At 43.6% G+C, this 23,046-nt stretch carries 21 protein-coding genes; 4 read left to right on the top strand and 17 right to left on the bottom strand.

Annotated features, from left to right (window positions below; all coding sequences use genetic code 11):
• Positions 1–156: 156 nt before the first annotated feature.
• Complete coding sequence (locus G337_RS25320; RefSeq protein ID WP_028862148.1) at positions 157–1,881, top strand: ATP-binding protein; 1,725 nt, start codon at positions 157–159, stop codon at positions 1,879–1,881.
• A 117-nt stretch (positions 1,882–1,998) separates the two neighbouring features.
• Here the strand turns inward: G337_RS25320 and G337_RS0100635 are convergent, their stop codons facing one another.
• On the bottom strand, positions 1,999–2,898 hold the full coding sequence (locus G337_RS0100635; RefSeq protein ID WP_028862149.1) for a LysR substrate-binding domain-containing protein: 900 nt from the start codon (positions 2,896–2,898) through the stop codon (positions 1,999–2,001).
• A 175-nt stretch (positions 2,899–3,073) separates the two neighbouring features.
• On the opposite strand from G337_RS0100635, the gene G337_RS0100640 reads away from it, so the two are divergent.
• Positions 3,074–4,396 carry a 6-phospho-beta-glucosidase gene (locus G337_RS0100640; protein WP_028862150.1) on the top strand — a complete coding sequence of 441 codons (1,323 nt, stop codon included), beginning with the start codon at positions 3,074–3,076 and terminating at the stop codon, positions 4,394–4,396.
• A gap of 326 nt (positions 4,397–4,722) precedes the next feature.
• Here G337_RS0100640 and mltG read toward each other — a convergent pair whose 3' ends face one another.
• The 10 genes from mltG to yceD form a co-directional block, all read right to left on the bottom strand.
• The gene (gene mltG / locus G337_RS0100645) at positions 4,723–5,721 is read right to left on the bottom strand and encodes an endolytic transglycosylase MltG (RefSeq protein WP_028862151.1); all 999 of its coding nucleotides are present in this window, start codon (positions 5,719–5,721) and stop codon (positions 4,723–4,725) included.
• On the bottom strand, positions 5,711–6,547 hold the full coding sequence (pabC, locus tag G337_RS0100650) for an aminodeoxychorismate lyase (RefSeq protein ID WP_028862152.1): 837 nt from the start codon (positions 6,545–6,547) through the stop codon (positions 5,711–5,713). The genes mltG and pabC overlap by 11 nt, the downstream gene beginning before the upstream one ends.
• Before the next feature lie 126 nt (positions 6,548–6,673).
• Positions 6,674–7,915 carry a beta-ketoacyl-ACP synthase II gene (fabF, locus tag G337_RS0100655; protein ID WP_028862153.1) on the bottom strand — a complete coding sequence of 414 codons (1,242 nt, stop codon included), beginning with the start codon at positions 7,913–7,915 and terminating at the stop codon, positions 6,674–6,676.
• Positions 7,916–8,068: 153 nt separating this feature from the next.
• Positions 8,069–8,302 (bottom strand): acyl carrier protein, encoded by a 234-nt coding sequence (acpP, locus tag G337_RS0100660; RefSeq protein WP_019613356.1) that lies wholly within the window; start codon positions 8,300–8,302, stop codon positions 8,069–8,071.
• A 170-nt stretch (positions 8,303–8,472) separates the two neighbouring features.
• A complete protein-coding gene (fabG, locus tag G337_RS0100665) occupies positions 8,473–9,201 on the bottom strand; it encodes a 3-oxoacyl-ACP reductase FabG (protein WP_211235769.1) in 729 nt (242 codons plus the stop codon).
• A 5-nt stretch (positions 9,202–9,206) separates the two neighbouring features.
• On the bottom strand, positions 9,207–10,148 hold the full coding sequence (gene fabD, locus G337_RS0100670) for an ACP S-malonyltransferase (RefSeq protein ID WP_028862155.1): 942 nt from the start codon (positions 10,146–10,148) through the stop codon (positions 9,207–9,209).
• Positions 10,149–10,193: 45 nt separating this feature from the next.
• The gene (locus G337_RS0100675; protein ID WP_028862156.1) at positions 10,194–11,153 is read right to left on the bottom strand and encodes a beta-ketoacyl-ACP synthase III; all 960 of its coding nucleotides are present in this window, start codon (positions 11,151–11,153) and stop codon (positions 10,194–10,196) included.
• Positions 11,146–12,186 carry a phosphate acyltransferase PlsX gene (plsX, locus tag G337_RS0100680; protein ID WP_028862157.1) on the bottom strand — a complete coding sequence of 347 codons (1,041 nt, stop codon included), beginning with the start codon at positions 12,184–12,186 and terminating at the stop codon, positions 11,146–11,148. Before plsX ends, G337_RS0100675 begins: the two co-directional genes overlap by 8 nt.
• A 7-nt stretch (positions 12,187–12,193) precedes the next feature.
• Complete coding sequence (gene rpmF / locus G337_RS0100685) at positions 12,194–12,367, bottom strand: 50S ribosomal protein L32 (protein WP_019613351.1); 174 nt, start codon at positions 12,365–12,367, stop codon at positions 12,194–12,196.
• Positions 12,368–12,385: 18 nt separating this feature from the next.
• Positions 12,386–12,907 (bottom strand): 23S rRNA accumulation protein YceD, encoded by a 522-nt coding sequence (gene yceD, locus G337_RS0100690; protein ID WP_019613350.1) that lies wholly within the window; start codon positions 12,905–12,907, stop codon positions 12,386–12,388.
• A gap of 217 nt (positions 12,908–13,124) precedes the next feature.
• Between yceD and G337_RS0100695 the strand changes: the two genes are divergently transcribed.
• Positions 13,125–13,706, top strand: a complete 582-nt coding sequence (locus G337_RS0100695) for a Maf family protein (protein WP_028862158.1) — start codon at positions 13,125–13,127, stop codon at positions 13,704–13,706.
• Positions 13,707–13,729: 23 nt separating this feature from the next.
• A complete protein-coding gene (locus tag G337_RS27490; RefSeq protein ID WP_051302872.1) occupies positions 13,730–14,377 on the top strand; it encodes a protein kinase family protein in 648 nt (215 codons plus the stop codon).
• A gap of 46 nt (positions 14,378–14,423) precedes the next feature.
• On the opposite strand, the gene G337_RS0100705 is transcribed toward G337_RS27490, so the two are convergent.
• The 6 genes from G337_RS0100705 to G337_RS0100730 form a co-directional block, all read right to left on the bottom strand.
• Positions 14,424–15,494 carry a PI-PLC domain-containing protein gene (locus G337_RS0100705; RefSeq protein ID WP_028862159.1) on the bottom strand — a complete coding sequence of 357 codons (1,071 nt, stop codon included), beginning with the start codon at positions 15,492–15,494 and terminating at the stop codon, positions 14,424–14,426.
• 140 nt (positions 15,495–15,634) lie between these two features.
• On the bottom strand, positions 15,635–19,093 hold the full coding sequence (gene tssM / locus G337_RS0100710) for a type VI secretion system membrane subunit TssM (protein WP_084605253.1): 3,459 nt from the start codon (positions 19,091–19,093) through the stop codon (positions 15,635–15,637).
• Between the two features lie 8 nt (positions 19,094–19,101).
• Entirely contained in the window at positions 19,102–20,244 is a 1,143-nt protein-coding gene (gene icmH, locus G337_RS0100715) for a type IVB secretion system protein IcmH/DotU (protein ID WP_028862161.1), read from the bottom strand.
• 11 nt (positions 20,245–20,255) lie between these two features.
• Positions 20,256–21,578: a type VI secretion system baseplate subunit TssK gene (gene tssK / locus G337_RS0100720; RefSeq protein WP_028862162.1), complete on the bottom strand. Its 1,323-nt coding sequence runs from the start codon at positions 21,576–21,578 to the stop codon at positions 20,256–20,258.
• Positions 21,579–21,584: 6 nt separating this feature from the next.
• Complete coding sequence (tssJ, locus tag G337_RS0100725; protein WP_028862163.1) at positions 21,585–22,058, bottom strand: type VI secretion system lipoprotein TssJ; 474 nt, start codon at positions 22,056–22,058, stop codon at positions 21,585–21,587.
• 1 nt (position 22,059) lies between these two features.
• A complete protein-coding gene (locus G337_RS0100730) occupies positions 22,060–23,046 on the bottom strand; it encodes a type VI secretion system-associated FHA domain protein (RefSeq protein ID WP_028862164.1) in 987 nt (328 codons plus the stop codon).

Below are 23,046 nucleotides of genomic sequence, written 5' to 3' on the forward strand. Positions count from 1 at the left end.
GCAGCTGTAATACTTTTTATTTGTGTAAATGATAAGGGTCTCTGTCCCTTGAGTGACTTAATAACACTTTCCATTAAAGCACTAAAACAGTTACAGTAAATGCATTCAGTAATGCGCTCAACTTGTCTAGTCGTATTTATAATGAGATTCATCGTAATGAAAATTCAGAACAAACTCTTTTTGATACTGTTCAGTTTCAGCCTGCTGCTGGTGGCGGCCTTAGTGCTGTTAATGCAGTGGAGTATCGGCAAGGGTATGGTCGAATATGTAAATGTCAAAGAGGTTGAAGCATTAAAGCCTCTAGTAGAAGAACTTGCCGCTGAGTATCAAAAAGAAAACAGCTGGTCGACATTACAGGGAAATAATAAAAAATTTGCAGATCTGGTTTATTTAAAACTTAAAGACAGCGGATTTCTACAGCCGTTACCAGTCCACCGGCAGGAGCGGCCTGAGTTCAGAAATCCACCACCAAAATTCAGGGATTCACCTCCGGACTTTAGAGAGCCGCCCCCCGATTTCAGAGAACCGCATCCGGGCTTTAGAGAACCGCACCCAGAATTCAGAGGATCGCCTCCGGACTATAGAGAACCGCCTCCCGGTTTTAGAGAACAGTCAGCAGAGAGCAGAAGGCCGCACCGAGAATTTCACAGGCCTCGATCAGACTCTGAAATCCCGCAGCCAGGAAACAGAAAACCGCGTCGGGAATTTATGGCCCCGCCAGACTCTGAAAGCTCATCAGCTGAAAACAGAAAACTGCCGCCGGAATTTAGAGATCCGCCCGCAGACGGCGCAAATTATGCCTTACTTGACAGCAGTGAAGGCCTGGTTGCCGGGCACTACAGTGAAGACCTTGAATATACTAAAACGGCTGTTACTGTTGATCAGGTAAACGTCGGCTGGTTAGCAGTTCAGAAGCGCAATAAAATAAGCGATGGTTATGAATTAGATTTTATCGAGCAGCAGCAGAGTTACTTGTGGATCATCGCTTTGACAGCCATGATTTTAGTTGCCTTAGTCACACTGCCCCTTGCACGCCATTTAGTTGGACCTATTAAACTGATAATAACGGGCATGCACAAATTAACCCAGGGCAAATATCAGCAGAATATTGAACTGCGCCGGCAGGATGAACTGGGCGAACTAGGCCGTGACTTTAATGAGCTGGCTTTAACATTAGATGAAAATGAAACTGCCCGAAAACGCTGGCTGGCTAATATATCTCACGAATTACGGACGCCGGTTGCGATATTACGCGGTGAACTGGAGGCAATGCTCGATGATGTCAGGCCGCTCAGTAAAAAAAATATAGATTCAGCCAATGATGAAGTAAAACATCTGCAGTATCTGATCGATGATCTGCATCAGCTGACCAGCGCAGATATCGGCGGTATGCATTACCGCAAAAAAAGCGAAGACCTGAGCTTGTGGCTTAACTCGGAGGTACATAAATACAGCAGCTACCTGGCTGATGCAGGCATACAGCTTGAAGCTGCAATAGGGGAAATACCGGCAGAAATTTTTGCGGATAAAACCAGGTTATGCCAGCTGTTTGAGAACCTGATTAATAACTGCATTAAATATGCACAGGCAAGTCTGGTAAAAATATCTCTTGAAGTAGATGAGACGTCAGGCAAATCAGCGGCGATAGTAAAAGTGCAGGATAATGGTGTTGGTGTTGCCGAGGAGCATCTGCCGAATTTATTTGAACATTTATATCGAGTTGAAAACTCTAGAAATCGTAAAACGGGCGGGTCAGGACTCGGGTTATCCATATGCGCACATATTGTCGCTGCGCATCAGGGTGAAATTTCAGCCGAACAGTCCAGTTTAGGCGGGTTAGCAATTGTTATCGAGCTGCCGTTAAGTAAAAGCGCTAAATAGAAAAGTTCACAACATGCAGAACTTAAACGTTATAGCAATGTTTTTCAATCGCCTGGCCGTGCTTCAATTCGATTACCTGCAGCTGACATTAGAGGCGCTAAGTCCCCTGATACATGCCTATTGGTTGTGCGCTAAAATCCAGTTTAAAAATGCCTGATATTTCGGCCGGTTCTCCTGTCCTTTAGAACAGATAAGATCATAACCAAGGCCGGCATCAACAGGAGCAAAAGGTGCTGTCAGCTCTCCTGATTCGATATGACTTTGAATCAGTTCAGCGCGCCCCATAGCAATGCCCATTCCCTGTCGGGCTGCCACTGCTGCCATTTCACAATGATTAAACTGATATTGTCTCTGCTCGCAGTCTAAATCAAGCGAATTAGCCTTCAGCCAGGTTGACCATTCATGAATCGGTGAGATACTTTCAAGCGACTCAATACAGTGGATAAATGTAACAGCTTTTAAGTTTTCAATATTATCAGCTAGTGCAAACTGCAGGGCATATGCAGGCGTACAGACAGGTATTAACTTTTCACTAAACAAACGCAGACAATGCAGATCCGGATGATCTTCATTACCATAATAAATCGCTAAATCGACGGGTTCATGCTTAAAATCGAGCTTGCTGGCTTTTATCCTGATTTTAACATTTAAATTCGGATACAGTTTTTGAAAACTCGGCAGCCTAGGCATCAACCAGGCTAATGCAAAAGTCGGCGAGGCGCCGATATACAATTCTCCACGCAGCTCATTAAAACGTATATCTTCCACTTCAGAAAAAATTTCTGCAAAAGAGTGATTTAATGTTGCTAATAAACGTTCTCCTTCCGTGGTTAGTTCTAAACGGCGGGTAAGACGCACAAATACAGAGAATCCGAGATGTTTCTCAAGATTTTTAATACGGTGACTTACCGCGCCCTGCGTTAAACATAACTCTTCACCCGCTTTAGTAAAGCTCAGTAAGCGGGCGGCCACACTGAATGTATGCATATTAGCAAGCAATGCCTGTTTGTTATCCATCCCCCCTCCGTTATAGCCATAATTATTGAAAATGCAGAAATCACTGCCTAATAAGAAGAATAAGCATATACATTAAAATTTTTAATAGATACTGTTTTTTATTTCGTTTGTCTGTCAACTTAATTGAGCATTTAATGGGCCTAGATATATATAAATTACCAATCAGGAGATGATAATGAAAAACGGCTTAAAAATTGCGGTTATCGGTGCAGGCTCCAGTTACACCCCGGAGCTGATTGAAGGACTGTTAAAAAGAAAAGATGAACTGCCTATAAAGCAGTTATGGTTAGTTGATATTGAAGAAGGCAAAGAGAAAGTTAATATTATCGCAGCATTAGCCCGACGCATGATTAAAAAAGAAAGCCTGGATATACAGGTAAAGGTAACCCTGGATCGCCGTCCTGCATTAAAAAATGCTGATTTTGTCTGCTCGCAGTTCCGTGCCGGCTGCCTTGATGCACGTATCAGTGATGAGCGTATCTCGCTTAAATACGGCATGATCGGACAGGAGACAAACGGCCTGGGCGGTTTTGCAAATGCCTGCCGCACCATTCCAGTCACCCTTGAAATCTGTAAAGAGATAGAAGAGCTATGTCCGGATGCATGGCTGCTTAACTTTACTAATCCATCGGGAATGGTCACCGAAGCCGTGTTAAAGCATACTCAGGTTAAAGCGGTAGGTTTATGTAATGTCCCGGTTATTATGAACAAAGGCATTGCAGAGATGCTTAACTGCAGGGAAGAAGATATTATTATGCAGGTTGCCGGAATCAATCACTTTATCTGGGCCCGTCAAATTCTGCATAATGGAGAAAATAAGCTTGAGCATGTTGTTGAACAGATTCTTGCCGGCAATGATACCCTGGTGCCGAAAAATATCCCTGCTTTTGCCTGGCCTGCTGAGTTATTAAAAAATATGGGGATGATCCCCTGTGCTTATTTACGCTACTACTATATGGGCCAGGATATTATGGAGCAGGAAGTCAGTGAGGCAAACGGTGAAGGCACCCGCGGTGAAGTAGTTAAAGCAATGGAGAAACGCCTGTTTGATATTTACAGTGATCCGCAGCTGAGCAGCAAACCGAAAGAGTTAGAAAAACGTGGCGGCCAGTATTACTCGGAAGCGGCCTGTGAATTAATGAGTTCAATTTATAATGACAAACGCACCATTATGCATGTCAATACACGCAATAACGGCACCATTAACGGGCTGCCAGATGACTGTGTTGTTGAAGTGAGCTCAATGATCACTAAGAGCGGCCCGCTGCCGCTGAATGTTGCCCCGTTCCCCTCTGATACCCTGCGTCTGCTGCAGCTGATGAAAGAGTTTGAAACACTGACCGTAGAAGCTGCTGTCAGCGGCGATCTTAATAAAGCACAGCGTGCCCTTATTTTAAATCCGCTGGTTAATACCGGCTCGGTTATTGATCAGGCCCTGCAGGAAACTGTACGTGAGAATATCGATTTAATGCCGCAGTTTGCTCACCTGCTGCAGTAAATAATTGTATTAAAGCCATATAGCCAGCTCACCTGCAGCAGGAAATAATTGTATTAAAGCCATATAGCCAGCCCACCTGCAGCAGGAAATAATTGTATTAAAGCCATATAACCAGCCCACCTGCAGCAGGAAATAATTGTATTAAAGCCATATAGCCAGCCCACCTGCAGCAGGAAATAATTGTATTAAAGCCATATAGCCAGCCCACCTGCGGCAGGAAATAATTGTATTAAAGCCATATAGCCAGCCCACCTGCTGAAGTAAAATAAGGCTGAAACAAAAGCCGCTGAAAAGCGGCTTTTTTGTACGTAATCATAGTAAAGCAGCTATCTGCCTAAAATATATTTCTGCACTGCACGGTTATGCTCTTTTAAATTCTTTGAAAAATAGGAAGTGCCGTCACCTTTACTGACAAAATACAAATAGTTACTTTTAGCCGGGTGCAGAGCCGCATATAAAGCAGCTTCACTGGGCATGGCAATCGGTGTCGGCGGCAGGCCGTTTATACGGTAAGTATTATAAGCCGTTTTTTCGCGCAGATCTTTACTGCGGATACGCCCGTTGTAACGCTCTCCCATTCCATAAATAACCGTAGGATCAGTCTGCAGACGCATACCGCGGCGTAAACGGTTTACAAATACAGAAGCAATTTTGTCACGATCTGCCGATAGACTGCTCTCTTTTTCTATAATTGAAGCAAGAATAAGTGCTTCATAAGGCGTTTTTAAAGGCAGGTTTGTATCCCGTTCCGCCCATAATTTATCTAATACCTGCTGCTGGTGCTCATAAGCTTTCTTAATTATTTTCAGTACACTCATATCAGCACGGTAATGATAAGTTTCTGGAAATAATAAACCCTCTAATTTTTTATGGGGGCTGGCCAGGTGCTGCAGAATTTCCTGTTCCGTTTTATCCGTAGGCTTAAGCGCCTGCGAGTCATTTAATATGCTTAACCACTCTTTAAAGGTACTGCCTTCAACAAAGGTTACTTTAAACTGATGTTCACGGCCGTCGTTAATCGTTGTTAAAATATCCTGCAGATTAAAACCTTCCTGAAGCTGATAAGTTCCGGATTTAATATTAGTTAATTCAGGATGTAATTTTCCGACAGCTTTCCACCAGGTGAGATCATTGACTATTGACTGCTCAGCAAGTCGATTACCTAAGCGGGAGAAGTTACTGCCGCCGTTAACCGTAAACAAAATCGTTTTATCAATTCTCGGCACAGTTAAATAATCTGTTAATTTATTGTATCCCCAGAAAATACCAGCAGACACCAGCGTAGATAAAACAACAAACGAAATCAGGATTTTTCTAATCGGCATTCAGCAGATCTCCGTCTTCTAATAATAATTGTAATTGTTTAATTAAAGAAAAACCGCCCTGATTATAAACATGGGACTGGTACTGTTTTACGGGAACAATTCCCATCAAAGCATTGGTCAAACACACAGCCTGAGCGTTAAACAGCGCATCCGCTTTAATTCTAACTTCCCTGACAGATACACCGGCTTTTTCTGCCGCCTCCATAATCTGGCGGCGCTTGACTCCAGCTACTCCGGAGCCGTCGAGCTTTGGAGTCTGCCATTGATCATCTAGATAGAAAAAAATATTAGCGCTGCACGCTTCAATCACATAACCGTCATTATCGCAGACAATGCCTTCAAGTGCGCCTCTGCTTTCTAATTCGTGTTTGATAAATACCTGCTCTAAACGATTTAAGGTTTTTAGTCCGGCTAAATGGTGATTAACCGCCAGCTTGTGCTCACACTGGATAACTTTAATTCCCTCTACCTGCCACTGCTGGTAAAAAGCCGGATAAGCGCCGGCAGATAAAATGCGCAAAGCACTGTCACAGCCTTGACTGCTGTATCCGCGTCCGCCGCAGCCGCGGGTCAAAATAACTTTAATAACCGCCTGCGGTTTATCGCTAATAGTCACTGCCAGCTGCTTAACTTCTGCAGATAACAGCGCCCAGTCAACCTTAGGGAAAAACAATTTTTGTGCACCAAGCTGCAGTCTGTGCAGATGATAATCCCACAGCTGTACCCTGCCGTATTCAACTTTAATGGTTGAAAACAAGCCGTCCCCGTAGGCTAAACCTCGGTCAGCAGCATCAATAGTTGTTGAATTTATTCCGTTAATCAGCATCTTATTCATCTTTTAATAAATGACAGGCATAAAAAAACCCGATCATCAGACCGGGTTTTTATTTTAACGTAATTCTTCTAAGAAATGCATCTAATAACTACCAGTCACTAAACACTTAACTTATCGTTAGATACGTTTAAAGATTAATGTACCGTTTGTACCGCCGAAACCAAATGAGTTAGACAGTGCATATTCGATATCAGCAGGACGTGCTTTGCCGTCTGTTACGTAATCTAAATCACAGCCTTCACTTGGGTTTACTAAGTTAATCGTAGGCGGAGCAACCTGATCACGCAGTGCTAATACACTAAATACAGCTTCAATTGCACCGGCGGCACCTAACAGGTGACCAGTCATCGATTTAGTAGAGCTCATCATCACATCTTTGGCTGCATCGCCCCAGATACCTTTTACTGCCTGTGTTTCTGCAATATCACCAGCTGGTGTTGAAGTACCGTGAGCATTAATATATTGAATCTGTGCAGCTTCAATTTGTGCATCTTTAATTGCATTTTTCATTGATAATGCCGCACCTGCACCGCTTTCTGGTGGTGACGTCATATGGAAAGCATCACCGCTCATACCAAAACCAACAAATTCAGCATAAATTTTTGCACCGCGGGCTTTTGCATGTTCATATTCTTCAAGCACTAATACACCAGAGCCGTCACCTAATACGAAACCGTCACGAGACTCATCCCATGGACGGCTTGCTGTTTCCGGAGAATCATTACGTGTAGACAGTGCACGAGCAGAAGCGAATCCGCCCATACTTAGTTCACTTGATGCTTTTTCTGCACCGCCGGCAAACATAACATCTGCATCACCGTACTGAATCATGCGGGCAGCCATACCGATACTGTGTGTACCTGTTGTACATGCAGTAGTAATAGCAATATTCGGACCTTTCAGGCCTTTATTAATTGAAACATGACCCGAGATCATATTGATAATTGTTGCCGGAACAAAGAAAGGACTGATTTTACGCGGACCGCTTTTTTCAAAGTTACGCACATTAGTTTCAATAGTTGTAATACCGCCGATACCTGAACCGATTGCAACACCGATGCGCTCAGCATTTTCATCTGTTACTACTAAACCTGAATCCTGAAATGCCTGCTCGGCAGCCGCAACACCGTACTGGATAAAGGTGTCCATTTTACGCGCCTCTTTTTTAGGCATGTAGTCTTCAACATTAAAATCTTTAACTAAACCGGCAAATTTACAGGCAAATTTTTCAGTATCAAAATGTTCGATATTTGAGATACCGCTTTGACCAGCCTGTACAGCTTCCCATGACTGTTCAACTGAATTACCTACCGGGGATAACATACCTAAACCAGTAATTACCACTCTACGCTTTGACACTATAACTTCTCCTACTACAGACGAATTAGATTAAATAAATACTCACCAGAAACAGTCAGTGCTAATTTAGTTAATAAACTCATCCTATTTATAAAACACAAAAGGCGGTCAGAAGACCGCCTTTAGAAATTCTTATCATTCAAGAGTGAATGATTAACCGTTGTTTACAACGTAATCGATAGCTGATTGAACAGTAGTGATTTTCTCTGCTTCTTCATCAGGGATTTCAGTATCGAACTCTTCTTCAAGAGCCATTACAAGTTCAACTGTATCTAAAGAATCAGCACCTAGATCGTCAACGAAAGAAGCTTTGTTTACAACTTCGTCTAGTTGAACACCAAGTTGCTCAACGATGATGTTTTTTACGCGTTCTTCGATATTGCTCATTTTTATTTCCTTTGTGAATACGCTATTGCGTTAGTTGCGGTAGTTTATTCTATCGCGTTTAATATTCAAGTACTGTATCACTGATTCGACCAGTTATTTTTGGATATTAATCAAAAAATCGTTAAATTCCAAATGTTTTTTTATTTTTTTAAATTTGTACAGGGCCTGTTTTAGACCATGTACATGCCGCCGTTAACGTGAATAGTTTCACCGTTAATGTAGGCTGCGCCCTCAGAGGCTAAGAATGCAACAGTCGCTGCAATTTCTTTAGGATCCCCTAAACGACCGGCTGGTACAGCAGATAATGTAGATGCACGCTGCTCATCCGTCAATGCTTTAGTCATATCAGTTTCAATAAAACCAGGTGCAACAGTATTCACTGTAATACCGCGGCTGGCAACTTCACGAGCCATTGATTTAGTAAAACCAATTACACCGGCTTTTGCCGCTGCATAGTTAGTTTGGCCTGCATTACCCATAGTACCAACAACTGAACCAACGTTGATAATACGGCCGGCACGTTTTTTCATCATAGGACGAAGTGCCGCTTTGCTCATTTTGAAGATAGGCGTTAAGTTAGTATCAATGATGTCATTCCACTCATCATCTTTCATACGCATTAATAAGTTGTCACGTGTAATACCCGCGTTATTTACTAATACATCTACCACGCCGTACTGAGCTTTAATATCAGCAAAAAGTGCTGTGATTGAATCACTATCTGTCACGTTTAATACAAAACCTTTACCTGCATCACCCAGGTACTCAGAGATAGCATTTGCACCGTTTTCACTGGTTGCTGTACCTAATACAGTTGCGCCTAATGCAACAAATTTTTCCGCAATTGCACGGCCGATACCGCGGCTTGCGCCTGTTATTAATACTACTTGATTCTGCATGGTGACTATTCCCCTTTAACTGCAGTGAATGCATTTTCTAAACTTGCACTGTCATTGATAAACTGAGCTGTAAAGCTCTTGTCGATACGGCGGACTAAACCGCTTAATACTTTGCCCGGACCGGCTTCAACCTGTAATGTAATGCCGTCAGCAGCCATTTTTTCAACAATCTCTGTCCAGCGTACCGGGCAGAAAAGCTGACGAACCAGCGCATCTTTAATTTTTTCAGCGTCTGTTTCAGCAGTAACATCAACGTTGTTGATCACGGTAATTTCAGGCGCTTTAAATTCAATATTCTGTAAAGCTGCGGCTAATTTTTCAGCGGCAGGTTTCATTAATGCGCAATGCGAAGGAACGCTTACCGGCAGCGGTAATACACGTTTAGCACCCGCTTCTTTTAGTAAAACACCAGCACGCTCTACGGCTTCTTTATTACCGGCAATAACCACCTGACCAGGCGAGTTAAAGTTAACCGGAGAAACAACCTGCCCTTGTTCTGCCTGTATGCAGCATTCGGCAATTTTATCGTTGTCTAAACCGATAATTGCAGACATAGCGCCGGTTCCCGCAGGAACGGCCTGCTGCATTAACTGACCGCGCAGTTCAACCAGTTTTACTGCATCTTTAAAAGCGATAACACCGGCACAAACTAATGCTGAGTATTCACCTAAACTGTGACCGGCAATCACAGATGGTTTTTCACCGCCCTGCTCAGCCCATACTCGCCAGATAGCAACTGATGCTGTTAATAAAGCCGGCTGGGTTTTATCTGTCTGATTTAATTGTTCTGCTGGTCCCTGCTGCACAAGTTCCCATAAATCATAACCTAATGCATCACTTGCTTCTTTATAAGTGTCTACAACAACAGGAAATGACTCAGCAAGCTCAGCTAACATAGCGACACTTTGCGAGCCCTGTCCAGGAAAGGCAAAAGTAAAGTTTGTCATATTTTAAAATTCCTAATAATTATAAGTCTTGTCGTGTATCAAAAACTACATACGAATCAGGGCGCTGCCCCATGTAAAGCCGCCGCCGAATGCTTCTAATAAAACCAGCTGCCCGGCTTTAATTTTACCGCTGCGTACGCCTTCATCAAAAGCCAGCGGTACAGAAGCTGCTGAAGTATTGCCGTGTTTATCAAGTGTTAAGATCACCTGCTCCATGGACATACCCAGCTTTTTAGCTGTTGCGCTGATAATGCGCTTATTAGCCTGATGAGGTACTAACCAGTCAAGCTGCTGCTTGTCGATATTATTAGCAGCCAGAGTATCAACAACAACCTGGCTCAGTTTTTTAACTGCTACTTTAAAAACATCGTTACCGGCCATTGACAGATATGAGTCATGAACAGACTGCTCATTACCACGCTGTGCATTCGGCAGTTTAAGCAGATCGCCGAAACGGCCGTCAGCATTAATATGCGTAGATAAAATACCCTGCTCTTCCGAGGCACTGACAACAACAGCACCGGCACCGTCACCAAACAGGATAATGGTAGATCGGTCCGTTGGATCACAGGTATTTGCCAGAGCATCGGCACCAATCACTAATACATTTTTAGCACTGCCGGCTTTAATAAAGTTATCCGCAACGCTTAATGCATAAGTAAAACCAGCACAAGCAGCTGATACATCAAATGCAGGGATATTATAAATCCCCAGTAAATTCTGCACTTCACAAGCGGCTGAAGGGAATGCATTATGGTTACTTGTTGTTGCCACAATAATAAGATCTAAATCTTCAGCTTTTAAGTCCGCGACCTGTAATGCTTTTAAACCTGCTTCTTTGCCCATAAAGGCAATAGTATCCTGTTCATTAGCAATACGACGTTCTTTAATACCCGTACGTGTGGTGATCCATTCATCGCTGGTATCAACCATCTTTTCTAAATCGTCGTTTGTACGTACTGTTTCTGGTAGATAACTACCCGTACCTGTAATTTTGCTATTCATGTGATAAACAATCTCGCTCTGATAAAACAGTTTCTAATTTTTTTGCTATGCTTGCTGGAATCTGCCACTGAACCTCTTTTACGGCTTGTTCAATGGCATAGGAAAATGCAACTTCATTGGCACTTCCGTGACTTTTAACAACAATGCCGCGTAAACCAATTAAACTGGCGCCATTATACATATCCGGATGCAAATGTTTTAGCTGCTTTTTTAAAATCGGCTTTAATAATCTGCCCAGCAGTTTACTATAAATATTTGTATTAATCGCTTTATCTAACTGCTCTAAAAATACCCTTCCCATGCCTTCATAGCTTTTTAGTGCCACATTACCGCTGAAACCGTCGGTCACTATCACGTCGGCCCGGCTTGAAAACAGTTCATTGGCTTCAATAAAACCGGCATAATTTATGTGCTTTGTCTGCTTTAACAGGCCGGCAGAGCGTTTAATAACATCATTGCCTTTATTATTTTCTTTACCGACATTCAGCAGTGCGATGCGCGGCGACTTTATCTGCTGCACTTTTTCACACAATACACTGCCCATAACGGCAAAATTAAACAGAGTATCACTGTCACACTGTAAATTTGCACCTAAATCCAGCAGATAAGTAAAACCCGAACAGTTATTCGGCAGCGCGGCCACCAGCGCCGGACGGGAGATTCCCGGTAATGTTTTCAAAGCCTGCTTGGCAAGCAGCATTAATGCCCCGGTATTTCCTGCGCTGACACAGGCGTCCGCTTTGCCCTGGGCAACAAGCTCTAAAGCCATATGCATTGATGAACCGGAAACACGGCGAAGCACATGTACGGGATTATCTTCCATGGAGATAAAATTATCTGCATGAATAAAACTCAGACGAGCATGATCTAAAAGATGATTCTTTTTTAATAAAGGGAGTATTTGCGAACGATTACCAACAATAATAATTGATAATTCAGGGTGCAGCTGGAGTGATTTTACTGTGGCTGAGAGAGAAATATGGGGGCCGAAATCGCCCCCCATGACATCAAGCGCAATGGTAAGTTTACGCAAAGTAATCCTACAATTCGATTACTTTTTTGCCTTTGTAGAAACCGTCAGCAGTCATGTGATGACGACGGTGAGTTTCACCAGACGTAGCGTCAACAGTAAGCTGAGCTGGCGCAGTTAGAGCGTCATGTGAACGACGCATGCCGCGTTTTGAACGAGTTTTACGACTTTTTTGTACAGCCATTTTAAAAATTCCTGCTTGTTATTTGTGCTTTAGCTTAGCTAGAGCTTCAAATGGGTTGGGACGCTGTTCTTCTTCATCAATTTCACCAAAGGTAAGTTCAAACTCACTTTGCTGACACTCTTCAATTGCGTGTTTTGCAATTTGCGGAAGTGCCAGTATCAGCTCGTCTTCAACAACCTGATGAAGATTCACCTCTCCATTCTCATCATAATAAATGGATTCATAGGCGTCTGGTAAATTATTTTCCTGTTCCTGGTTATGAACTGGACAATACGTAAATTCAGCTTCACACTGATAAATCATAGGCGCATTGCACCGTTGACAAATTAGCTCTACTGCAACACTTGCTTTACCATGAAATATTCTCAGCTTCTGCTTATCAATATCAAATGAGAAAACTGTGTCGATATCAGAGTGAACACTGATTGTTGACTCTGCTAATCTGCTCAAAAGTTCCTTTGGAATTCGAGCTTCGAGTTCCAAATGCTTTTGTGCAGCGCGAACAGGATCAACGCTAATCGGTAGTTTAACCTTTTGCATGGACGCGAATAATATAGATAGCGGTCAAGATAGTCAAAGAAAAAGGAACTTTTTTTGTGAAGTTTTCACTAGCATACAAGTTGGTTAATTATATAACTGCAATCAGCAGAGTCTCATAACAACAGGCAGATAAAAAGTGCTTTTTTTATTAAGTTATCGCTTTATTATTTTGCAGACCATAAAATGGCAGACATACTTAACTATGGCAGAGAAAATTATGTCTCAAACACTTGTATTAGCTTCAACCTCCCCTTTTAGAAAAATGCTTCTTGAAAAGCTTCATTTACAATTTGCAACGGCAAAACCCAATGTTGATGAAACGCCTCTTGCCCGGGAAACAGCCGTTGAACTTGTAGAACGCCTGGCTGTTGCCAAAGCAGCGGCAGTCTGTCCCGCTTATGAAAATGCGCTGGTTATCGGCTCGGATCAGGTATGTGTTAATAACGGAGTTATTCTGGGTAAACCAGGTAATTTTGATAATGCTTTTCAGCAGTTAAAAGCGGCCAGCGGTAAAAAAATCACCTTTTATACCGGTCTGGCTTTAATTAACAGCCAAACCGGTAAAACCCAGTCACTGGTAGAACCTTATGTAGTGCAGTTCAGAGAGTTAAGCGATGACATGATCACTAATTACCTCAACAAAGAGCAGCCGTTCAACTGTGCCGGCAGCTTTAAAAGTGAAGGATACGGTATCGCTTTATTTGAAGGATTTGAAGGCAAAGATCCGAACAGCCTGATCGGTTTACCCTTAATTTCTTTGATTAAAATGTTAGAGAAAGAAGATTTTGCAGTTATTTAACAAACCTCTTTAAGGCCGAGCTAATGACAGCCCTTCAAGATTTTAATACTGGTGATATTCTGGTGCAGCGATTCACACTAATCAGCGCATTTACCCCGCAGGTATGGCTGGCCTGCGAGCGAAGCTCCGGCAACAGAGTTATTGTTAAACATGCTGATGAAGAACAGCTGCAGAGAGAATGGTCCTGCATGTCGCAATGCAGCTCGCCTTATATCCTGCAGCCGCTTGAATACCTGCCTGTCTCCTCATTATTGATACTTCCCTATATAAACGGGCAGAGCATGTTGACCTTTTCACAGACGCAGAGCGGACTGTTTATCTATCTTATCCCGCAGATTGTACGCGCCGTTTATCATCTGCATCAGCAGGGCTGGGTACATGGTGATATTAAACCTTCAAATATCATTTATCAGCCGGCGCTCGGCTCAATTAAAATAATTGATTTTGGCGCAGCGCAGCCGCTGGGCAGCTCCCTTTCTGATTTACAGCAATGGCAGTTAACACCGGGTTTTAGCCGAACGGAAAAACAGCAGGGCATCGGCATAATTGAAGCGAAAGATGACTGGTACGCAGTTTCTAGGTGGCTGGAGCAGATTGATCAGAAATCATTACCATTAAACGATCAAAGCAAATTAAAAAACTGGAAAATGTGGGTGAAAAATAAATGTTAAAAAAGAGCCGCGCGGCTCTTTTTAACAGGCTAAATACATTACTTTTTTAAATAACGAATTTATAGCACCATTTCTGCGATTCCTGATGTTCTACCTTGCGATCGCTGGGTTTATCAACATTAACACAGGTTAATAACAACTCGCCAAGGTTAAGCTCTATAATACGGTGTATTAACTGATTTTTATTTTCATCAGAACCAATATTATCAAGACTGATCACTCCTCTTACCGCCTGGCTGACAAGACGAACGGCAATGGCATTGCCGCTTTTAAAAGCAGTGATCAGATCATTACGTGCTTCGCTGACAAATTTCTCAGTAATAGTACGGCTCTCGGGCTTTTTATCCTGCTCCAAAACGGAAGTAAAACGGTTTCCACCGGAACCGACAAGAGCTGGCTGATTCGTCTGCACAACTTTTATTTTATTCGCATCCGCAGTACCCACTCGATTACGGATATTATTCATTACAGAGGCCAGCTTTTCCGGTTTTCTGGTTTTAGCCCATTTGCCGAATGAATTTTCTTTATAATCAGAACTGATGTCCGAAGCAAACCCTTTAGTCAGCAGTATAATATTTTTGTTGTTTGCCTGCATCTGTCCGATGGTCTGCGTTTGTAAATCACCACCACTGAAAATATGCTCATTGATCGGACCGTTTAAATACAGCTCACTAAATTGCGAAAAATCTCCAAAACTGCCGAAATCTAACTTTAAAATAACCACTTCACTGCTTGCAGTAACTGCAGCTAGAAAGCGCCTCATCCCCTCTAAACCGTCGTCTTTCTGACTTTTTACTAGCCCATGAAAATACTGCAGTCTGTCAGTCGGTGCAAATCCGTATTTTAACTTATTATGCGTTGTAGTACGATAAAAGCTCGCTTTAGTCTCACGCTGACGCTTTATGCGGATGTCAAAGTACCTTACCCCTAGATGAAACTGATCCTTTAATGTTTTAGTCTGCGTTACCGCAAAGGCACTGCTGCAGGAATGCGTCAATGTATAAGTTGCCGCATCATGACTGCCCGGTATCGTTAAGTCGAGAACACGCTTATTTCTGAAGTTCTGTAGATAGTATGAAAGATCTTCCATCCAGGATGAAGTCGCAATTATAGGCATATTACCCTTCCTTATATAATTATTTTATTCGCAGTTAAACTGAAATTATCAGGCTTAAGTTTTGCAGAAGAGTCCGTTCAGGCGCACAGCTCCGTCTAAACATATCGGCAGAACAGTGCCGATATGTTTAGGCGGCCTTCCTATTCCGATAATGAGGCAGGCAGGTAAAAACTGGTTAATAACCCTTTTTCCAAAGATGCATTACTGTCTTTAAGCGCATACTGTAAAATCACATCCTGATCTTCAAGTTTATAAACAAGATTACGTATTCTGCGGTCGCCTGTTGCACTTGATTTGCCGTCAAACATAATTCTGAACAATGCCCATTGACCAGAATATGATTTACTGGCGATGCGGTTTTCACCTTTGTAGAAGCTGGCTGAAAGATAACCGTCTTCCCCTGTCGACGGCCAGGTGATGTCCTGCCACAGCCTCGGTCCATGACGATAGGAAAACAGGCGTTCAGCTTCACGAATATCAAACTGGGTACTGGTAGTACTCATTGAACTTGCTTTAACACGCAGCTGCAGGGCTAATTCCTGTCCGGCCGGCCCGAAAAACAGTTCCCGGATCCCTTTTGCCTGCTTTATTTTCGCCAGTGTTTCACTACTGACCGGCAGTTTCTGACCTTCAATCTCATTAAGTTTAAGTACGCCGTTATCCCAGTAAACAAAAGGCTGCAGTTCCTGTTTGATAAACTTATCAATTAATCCCTGCGGTTTAAACATACCGGCAAAATCATCCAGGGCCACCTCTCCCCTGCCCTGTAGTGCAAAGGGAAAGCGCCCTTCAATCGCCTGACGGTAAAATGTATAAACCTGCTGCTCCCATTGTCGATTAAGGTAACCAACACCGCTGTCAATAACCCTTTTCCAGGCCTGCTGATCAAGTGCTTTTACCCATGCAGTTACCTGACCCGGCGTGCGGCTGGATAAGCGTCGGAAAGTCACCAGGGCATCCTGACTTCCAGCAGCATGTGCTTTCGCGTAAGCATACCAGGCCTTACCCGGATCACTGCTGGTCAGCGCACTATCGAAATAGCTGTTGAGATTATCCAGTTCGGCAATTAACTCATCAACCGGCGCACTTTTATCTTGAATAGCCAGAAAGGAAGCGTAACTGCTGAATGCTTCATTCACCACATATGAGGGCTGCAGGCGAATTAATTTATCACCGGCAATAACATTCAGACGATCTGCTTTTTTCAGTGCTTCTGCTGTTTTACTTAAACCAAGCTGTTCAGTCACTTTTGCACTTGTGCTGTTATCTGCGCTGTTTTCAGCAGCCAGAGTTGTATTCATCACTACGGCATCAAGCACATCGATAATCGGACTAGCCGCCGGATCACGAGCGGCTTTTACAGCGTAAGCAAGGTCCGCCAGGCTGGCAAAATCCTTTATTTCAATATTTTTCAGGAGCTCTTTCCACTGGTAGACATAATCTGCATAATAAAGACGCTGAATTTTTTTACTCAATTCAGCTAATTCTGCAGTTGATGCGCCGGACATATCTCCCTGAATCGATTTGAATTCATTAAGCTGCTTTTTCAGCAGAGGCGATTTAAGCGATAAATCTATATCTGCATGCCCCTGCCGGGTATACAGCTCCGGTAATAAATAACCATGAAAACCTGACTTAAAGGAGAACATGGATGAGAATTTTTCACCTAACTGACGACGAACATCAACCCGGTTACGGTATTCCGGCATCACTTTAATACGCGCGTAAATTAACCGCTCCGGTGAAAGACCTTCGAGATGCTGCACTGCAACGGCAATTAAATCATCATTTTCTTTTAAGACATTAGCGTAATCACTGTTAAACAGATCCGCCATTAGAAAACTTAACTGATTAATACTGTCAGCCGATAATTCCCCCTGATCGTTTAAAGTATCCACCAGATAGCTGACCATTTCATCCTGATCCAGGCGCTGCGGTTCAAAGAGCATCTGATAATAACGCAGCAGTTCGAAAACCTTACTCGGGTTACCTAAATTAACATAAACATACAGCTCACTGCTTAGCAGATCCTCAATCTGCGGTAATAAAAACAGCTGCAGCTGCTGCTGATAAACAGTACGGATCTGCCGCGCTGTATCAGACTGTTTAATACTGACTTTATGATACCAGGGTAAAGGTTTATAACCCTGCTGATCAACCGCGCGCAGTTCATTCAATACCGGAATAAGTGCGCCTAAATCAGCCCGTCCTTCACGCAGACGGCTGATATCATTGCGGTACAAGCTCAGCTCAGTTGTCGCTTTAGTTCGGAACGCTTCATCAAGATTCCAGTTATCTCTAAGCTGCAGACCAAATAATGTAATTAAAGCGCCAAGTGCTAACACATAACCCGTACGCGCCATAAGATAACGGTAGTGACGTCCGCGGTTTACCCCTATGATGTCTGCTTCCGGCAGAATAACATGGCTGAAAAGACGGCTGGAAAACAGACTCTGACGCCCGTCGGCCTGAGGCTGCTGCGCACCGGTATTAAAGGATGCATTTTCTGCAATCACATGGCTGAGCAGATCATAATTTTCACCTTTTTTACCGGTAGTAAGCAGATACATACCACGCAGCCATACAGCCTGACGGACCCTGTTTTCACGTCCTAGATTGGTTAAAAACTCATTGGCCCGTTCAAAGAAAAAACGCAGCTGATAAGGTAAAGCGATAACCGAGCCCGCCTCCTTTTGACCCGTTTCATGCAGTAACTGAAACTGCTGCTGAGATAAGTTTTTCAATAACTCCATGCCGGACTGCTGCATCTGCGCAGAGTTGAAATGATGATTTTCATCAAGCGGAAATGTTAAACCGAAAGGATTTTCTACATCCCTGCCGGAATAACTTTCGAAGAAATTAACAAAATCGGCAATGGCATCAGATTTAGTGAAAACACTATAAACAGGAATCGACAAGCCCGTATGTTCTCCTAAAACAAGTATCGCTTCCTGAAGATTAGAGCTGATAATCTGACGTTGTTTTTTATCGCTCTGTAAAAACTGATCACAGCCGATAACAGAGATAACAGCGTTAACCGCCTGACGAGGACGATATTTTAATAACTGTCTGCTAAGAGCCCGCCATAAACCATCATCGATACCTTCATTATCAAATAATCTATGCCCTATCTCGATAACCACAGCATTATCATTGCTCCAGAAACGGATATAATGATTAGTGTCATTTTCATCACTGCTGCGGTGTAATACCGGCTCAAAATTATTCTGCTGCAGCAGGCTGCTTTTAGCGCCCTTTTCACCGCCGAGCAGTATATACCAGGGCAGTTCATAGAGGTTTTTTAACTTGTGAGCCCTCACGCCGCGAAGCTGTTTTACCGCGGTTTTAAAAAGTTCGGTAATTATTCTAACATCCTGCTTAAACAGGAGGGCCTGTTCATGCTGTTGTGCTTTATCCTCGGAGCCGCGATGCCATAAAGCAAAAATCATCGTTGTCAAAGCAGCTGCAAAGCAGCCGGCCGCCACGGCCAGCTTTAAGCGTATCCCTGTATCCGGATCAACAGGAATCCAGAACCAGGCGGCCGCGGAACAGCCAAGAAAAAGAACGGCAAGCAAAAGTAACTTTTTATTTATTTTCATTTTATTCACTATTGTTGTCTGTTTTTACGTACTGAAGCATTAAGACCAAAACGAATATTCAGCTCATTTTTAAGTGATTTGGCTTTAGCAAAGTCGGGTTGATCCGGCAGCAGCAGTTCCGTACCAGCTGCCGTCTCATTTATTTTCACCTGATAACCGGCTTCTTTTAGTTCCTTAGCTAAGCGCTGTGCATCTGAACTGTTTGAAAAAACAGCCAGTAAAATATCCCATTTAACAACCGCAGCGCTTATTTTATCTTCCTCCTGCACAGCCGCATCATCCTTACTCAGGCCGATATCTTCTGCAGTGCTGACATAAACAATGTCATCCTTCTGGGTACTATGGATAAATCCGTCCATATCCAGAGAGGTAAAAGCAAGCAGTGTTGATGCACTGCGGTTGTTATACCAGTACTCTGAAAACAGATACGAACCTAAAATGATAATCAGGCTGATCAGCAGCAGTTTCGGTACTCCGATAAAGCACCATGGTTTTTTTACAGCCGGCAGTTCCGGAGGTTTAGGTACTGATAATGCGGACTCGTCTCGAAAATGACGAATAACAGTGTGCAGCTCAGACTGCAGTTCGTATATTTTGTTATGCTCGCAGTGGCGGTATTTACCAAGGAACCCCAGCTTCATCAATACATACTGCAGCTCTAAAAAATCAACCAGTTTGGCCGGCTGGCGGCGCGCCTGCTCCAGCAGAGTAAAAAACACTTCCCCGCCGTTACGCTGATTAAATATCTTACTCAGCAGCGAATGATTCTCCCAGCGCGATTTTTCTCCCCAGGCAGTATATAAAATTGTTTCATCAAAAGCGGCACAAATCACAAAGCAGCTTTTCTCTATCACGCTGGGGTGATAATCGAGAAACAAACCGCGCCGTTTAAAGTCAGCAATAGCATCAAATAATTTCTGTCGAAAAACATCAATATCAAGCGGAGACAGCTGCCTGGGCAGACTCACCAGCAGGGCTAATAACTCACTGCCGGCATTGAGCAGCGGATTACCGTAAATATGCAGATTATCAATCAGGTTTTGAATACCGCTTAAATCCAGTGATGCGGCGGCCTTCTCCGGAGCTGCCTGAGCAGAAGGCTGTGCCCGGTTGATCACAATTGTCTTTTGTTCATTAAATAGTGATGTCATGCGCTTAACCCCTAACGAATTACAAAAAATTCAATATCAAGCTCACCAATACGACTGTCAACATGCAGTGCGATCGGCTCATCTTTCTGAATTAACTCCTGCCATAAAGACGACTGAGTATCTATTTCAAAATAAGCTGCGTCACTGCGCGCTTTTAACTCAGAAGGCGGTACAGGCAGGGCACGTAAAGGCACACCTGAAAGCGCATTACGCACCAGTTCAGCAATCACGCCGTTGCCGGCAAGCTTGCTTACCAGCGGGAACTGTTCGCTTAATTTCACCGCACCAAGAGAAGAGGTTACCACCAGCACAAATCGTCCCGCATTAAATAACCCTCTGTCCTGCACCATGGTTCTTAATAAACGACGTTTTTCAAACAGGCTGGTATCCCAGACTAAGGTTGTCAGGCTGTCTAACTGCACTTCACGCAGTAAAATATGTATATCCGAAAAGAGTACTGAAAACAGTGTATACAAGCGCCCTTCATCCCAGGCATCGTATTCTTGAGGCATTTTACCTTCCAGCCCCTGCATCTCCCCGACAATTTTTAAACATTCATAATAAACATTCTGCGGTGCCTGCGTACCGAGATCCAGCCAGTGCTTAATCGCCGGTAACCAGCGCCCCAATGCCTGCAGCCATAGATAATCGCGAATTAATGCCTGATGACTTTTACTTGCAGACTCTACCTGCAGGCGCTGTGAAATACTTCTTGCCCGGTACTGCATCTGCGCATAAAGATCATTAACATTATCCTGCAGATAATCACAAACCGTAAAATAAAGGCAGACCGGTACAAAGGCTTTATTGAGTACCACTTCACCATCGGATTTATGTTCAGCAACATGAGCAATCGGAATAAGCGTGTAGTCCTGCAGATCATCACCTTCTAATTTCAGCTCAATATTTAAGTCAGCCAGCTCCAGCTGCAGCGATTCACTATGATCGCGGCTGTTGTCAAAAATATTATGCTCCAGACGGTGAAAACGCCGGTGTTTATCCTGCTCATTACCGATATCAACCACACCAGTGCGGTAAATCGGCAGTGCAAGATAAACTAATTTATCATTAGTACTGGAAGGAATATCAAGCGCTAATCCGCTTTGAATAGTAAACGGCGTGCCGTCGGGAAATAAACCAGACGCGCTTTTGATGCCCACTTTGCCGATCTTAGTCAAGGGCTTATCAAACTGCAGTTCCGCCAGGCCGTAACGGCCGGGGGTCATAAGATCACGATAATCTTTAACAAATCCTTCCAGATAACGCTCCTGCTGCTGGAAATGCTGCGGGCTCAAAAACATACCTTCAGACCAAACTACTTTTTTCTTATCCATTATGGGTTAGTCCTCTTGACCGGTAATACTTACATTAATGCCGTCGATTCTGACATCAACAGAAGCCGGTTTACCCGGCTTTATCTGCACAATCGCTTTACTTTTTGCCTGCCGGTAATCGGAGAAGGCGGCGATAATCGCAACGAATTTTGTTTCTGTAATAAGAGGCAGTGTGACCTGACGTTTTTCCGCGGGAAGTAGACTGTCTAAGTTACGCTTCGATAATAAATCTGCTTTTAATACCCCCTGATCATCGTTATACAGATCAATAAAAACGGCCTGATTAAATGCTTCGCTGTCTTTCAGCTGATAAATACGTATTTCTAACGGCGAAGCCAGGCTGTCGATATTCGGATTGATATTATTAGCTGCTTCAATATTCACCTGCATCTGCAGCGGCGCATCATCTTTCCAGAATGCCAAAGAGCTGCAGGCGGCCAGAGAAAGCGCGGCGGCTGCGATTAACAACTGTTTAGTCATATCACTTCTCCCCGCGTAACTGCTTAATGCGCAGGCTTTCACTAAAATAAGCTTTAAACTTCAGCTGCCAGTCCTGAGTTCCCTGCTGGCGCTGGAAGTAACGTTTATACATATTCCAGTAATCAGGCTTACGGCTGAAAAAACCCGGGCGGGTCAGATCATTAAACATCTCTTCAATATTACTCGGCGCCATCTCTTCTATTACCCGTGCAAAAGCCATTTCAGCGGCCTGGAGCATAATATCCTGCTGATTAGGCGGCATAACGACTGCCTGTTCTGATCCGAGCAGATCCGGGGGTGAAAGCTCCCGCTGCAGGCGCGGCTGCTGAATACTGCTGAGCGGTTCCACGACAGGAGGCTCTACTGCAGACGGCTCGCTATCCTCAGATGCAAAGGGATCATCATCAAAATAATCATCGTTGAAATTATTAACCTGAACAGTGTTCATCTGCAGCGGGGTTTCGCCTTCAAAATCGGTAAAGGGGTCAGCTTCGACACTGTCATCTACAGCTGAAAATGATAAATCAGCAGATGCTTCGCGGGCTTCCTGTACCGGCTCAGGCTGTTTATAAGAGGTCGACAAATCAGAAGCAAAGGGATCATGCTCCCACTCCCCCAAAGAAGATGCTCTTTCTGCAGGTGATGCTTTTACTGACGCCTGATCCGGCACAAAACAGGACACCATCAGACGGTAGGGGCCTAAATCAAGCACATCACCATCATTTAAAGCCGCGCTGTTATTTTTGCCTAAAGGCTGATGACTGCCGTTAATAAACAGGCCGTTAGTACTGACGTCCATTATCTGATAACCACGGCTGCTTCTGTTGATAACCGCGTGCGTACCAGACAGCGATACTGAAGCATCAGATAACTGCATGGTTGTACCGTAAGAGCGGCCGATACTGCCTCCGGTTTCAGGAAAATTTTTATTCCACTCGGCAATCGGTTCTCCATCGGGAGAGCTTATAATCTTTAGTGATAACGGCAT

This window comes from Psychromonas aquimarina ATCC BAA-1526, assembly GCF_000428725.1.
In the GTDB taxonomy this organism is placed as follows: domain Bacteria; phylum Pseudomonadota; class Gammaproteobacteria; order Enterobacterales; family Psychromonadaceae; genus Psychromonas; species Psychromonas aquimarina.

Bases quoted from the DNA above. Each gene is read 5' to 3' on its own strand.
- G337_RS0100705 (WP_028862159.1), bottom strand. From the start codon at position 15,494: ATGCCTATAATTGCGACTTCATCCTGGATGGAAGATCTTTCATACTAT.
- fabG (WP_211235769.1), bottom strand. From the start codon at position 9,201: ATGCAGAATCAAGTAGTATTAATAACAGGCGCAAGCCGCGGTATCGGC.
- G337_RS25320 (WP_028862148.1), top strand. From the start codon at position 157: ATGAAAATTCAGAACAAACTCTTTTTGATACTGTTCAGTTTCAGCCTG.
- icmH (WP_028862161.1), bottom strand. From the start codon at position 20,244: ATGACATCACTATTTAATGAACAAAAGACAATTGTGATCAACCGGGCA.
- acpP (WP_019613356.1), bottom strand. From the start codon at position 8,302: ATGAGCAATATCGAAGAACGCGTAAAAAACATCATCGTTGAGCAACTT.
- tssJ (WP_028862163.1), bottom strand. From the start codon at position 22,058: ATGACTAAACAGTTGTTAATCGCAGCCGCCGCGCTTTCTCTGGCCGCC.
- G337_RS0100695 (WP_028862158.1), top strand. From the start codon at position 13,125: ATGTCTCAAACACTTGTATTAGCTTCAACCTCCCCTTTTAGAAAAATG.
- G337_RS27490 (WP_051302872.1), top strand. From the start codon at position 13,730: ATGACAGCCCTTCAAGATTTTAATACTGGTGATATTCTGGTGCAGCGA.
- pabC (WP_028862152.1), bottom strand. From the start codon at position 6,547: ATGCTGATTAACGGAATAAATTCAACAACTATTGATGCTGCTGACCGA.
- G337_RS0100675 (WP_028862156.1), bottom strand. From the start codon at position 11,153: ATGAATAGCAAAATTACAGGTACGGGTAGTTATCTACCAGAAACAGTA.
- G337_RS0100640 (WP_028862150.1), top strand. From the start codon at position 3,074: ATGAAAAACGGCTTAAAAATTGCGGTTATCGGTGCAGGCTCCAGTTAC.
- G337_RS0100730 (WP_028862164.1), bottom strand. From the start codon at position 23,046: ATGCCGTTATCACTAAAGATTATAAGCTCTCCCGATGGAGAACCGATT.
- tssK (WP_028862162.1), bottom strand. From the start codon at position 21,578: ATGGATAAGAAAAAAGTAGTTTGGTCTGAAGGTATGTTTTTGAGCCCG.
- yceD (WP_019613350.1), bottom strand. From the start codon at position 12,907: ATGCAAAAGGTTAAACTACCGATTAGCGTTGATCCTGTTCGCGCTGCA.
- mltG (WP_028862151.1), bottom strand. From the start codon at position 5,721: ATGCCGATTAGAAAAATCCTGATTTCGTTTGTTGTTTTATCTACGCTG.
- rpmF (WP_019613351.1), bottom strand. From the start codon at position 12,367: ATGGCTGTACAAAAAAGTCGTAAAACTCGTTCAAAACGCGGCATGCGT.
- G337_RS0100635 (WP_028862149.1), bottom strand. From the start codon at position 2,898: ATGGATAACAAACAGGCATTGCTTGCTAATATGCATACATTCAGTGTG.
- fabD (WP_028862155.1), bottom strand. From the start codon at position 10,148: ATGACAAACTTTACTTTTGCCTTTCCTGGACAGGGCTCGCAAAGTGTC.
- tssM (WP_084605253.1), bottom strand. From the start codon at position 19,093: ATGAAAATAAATAAAAAGTTACTTTTGCTTGCCGTTCTTTTTCTTGGC.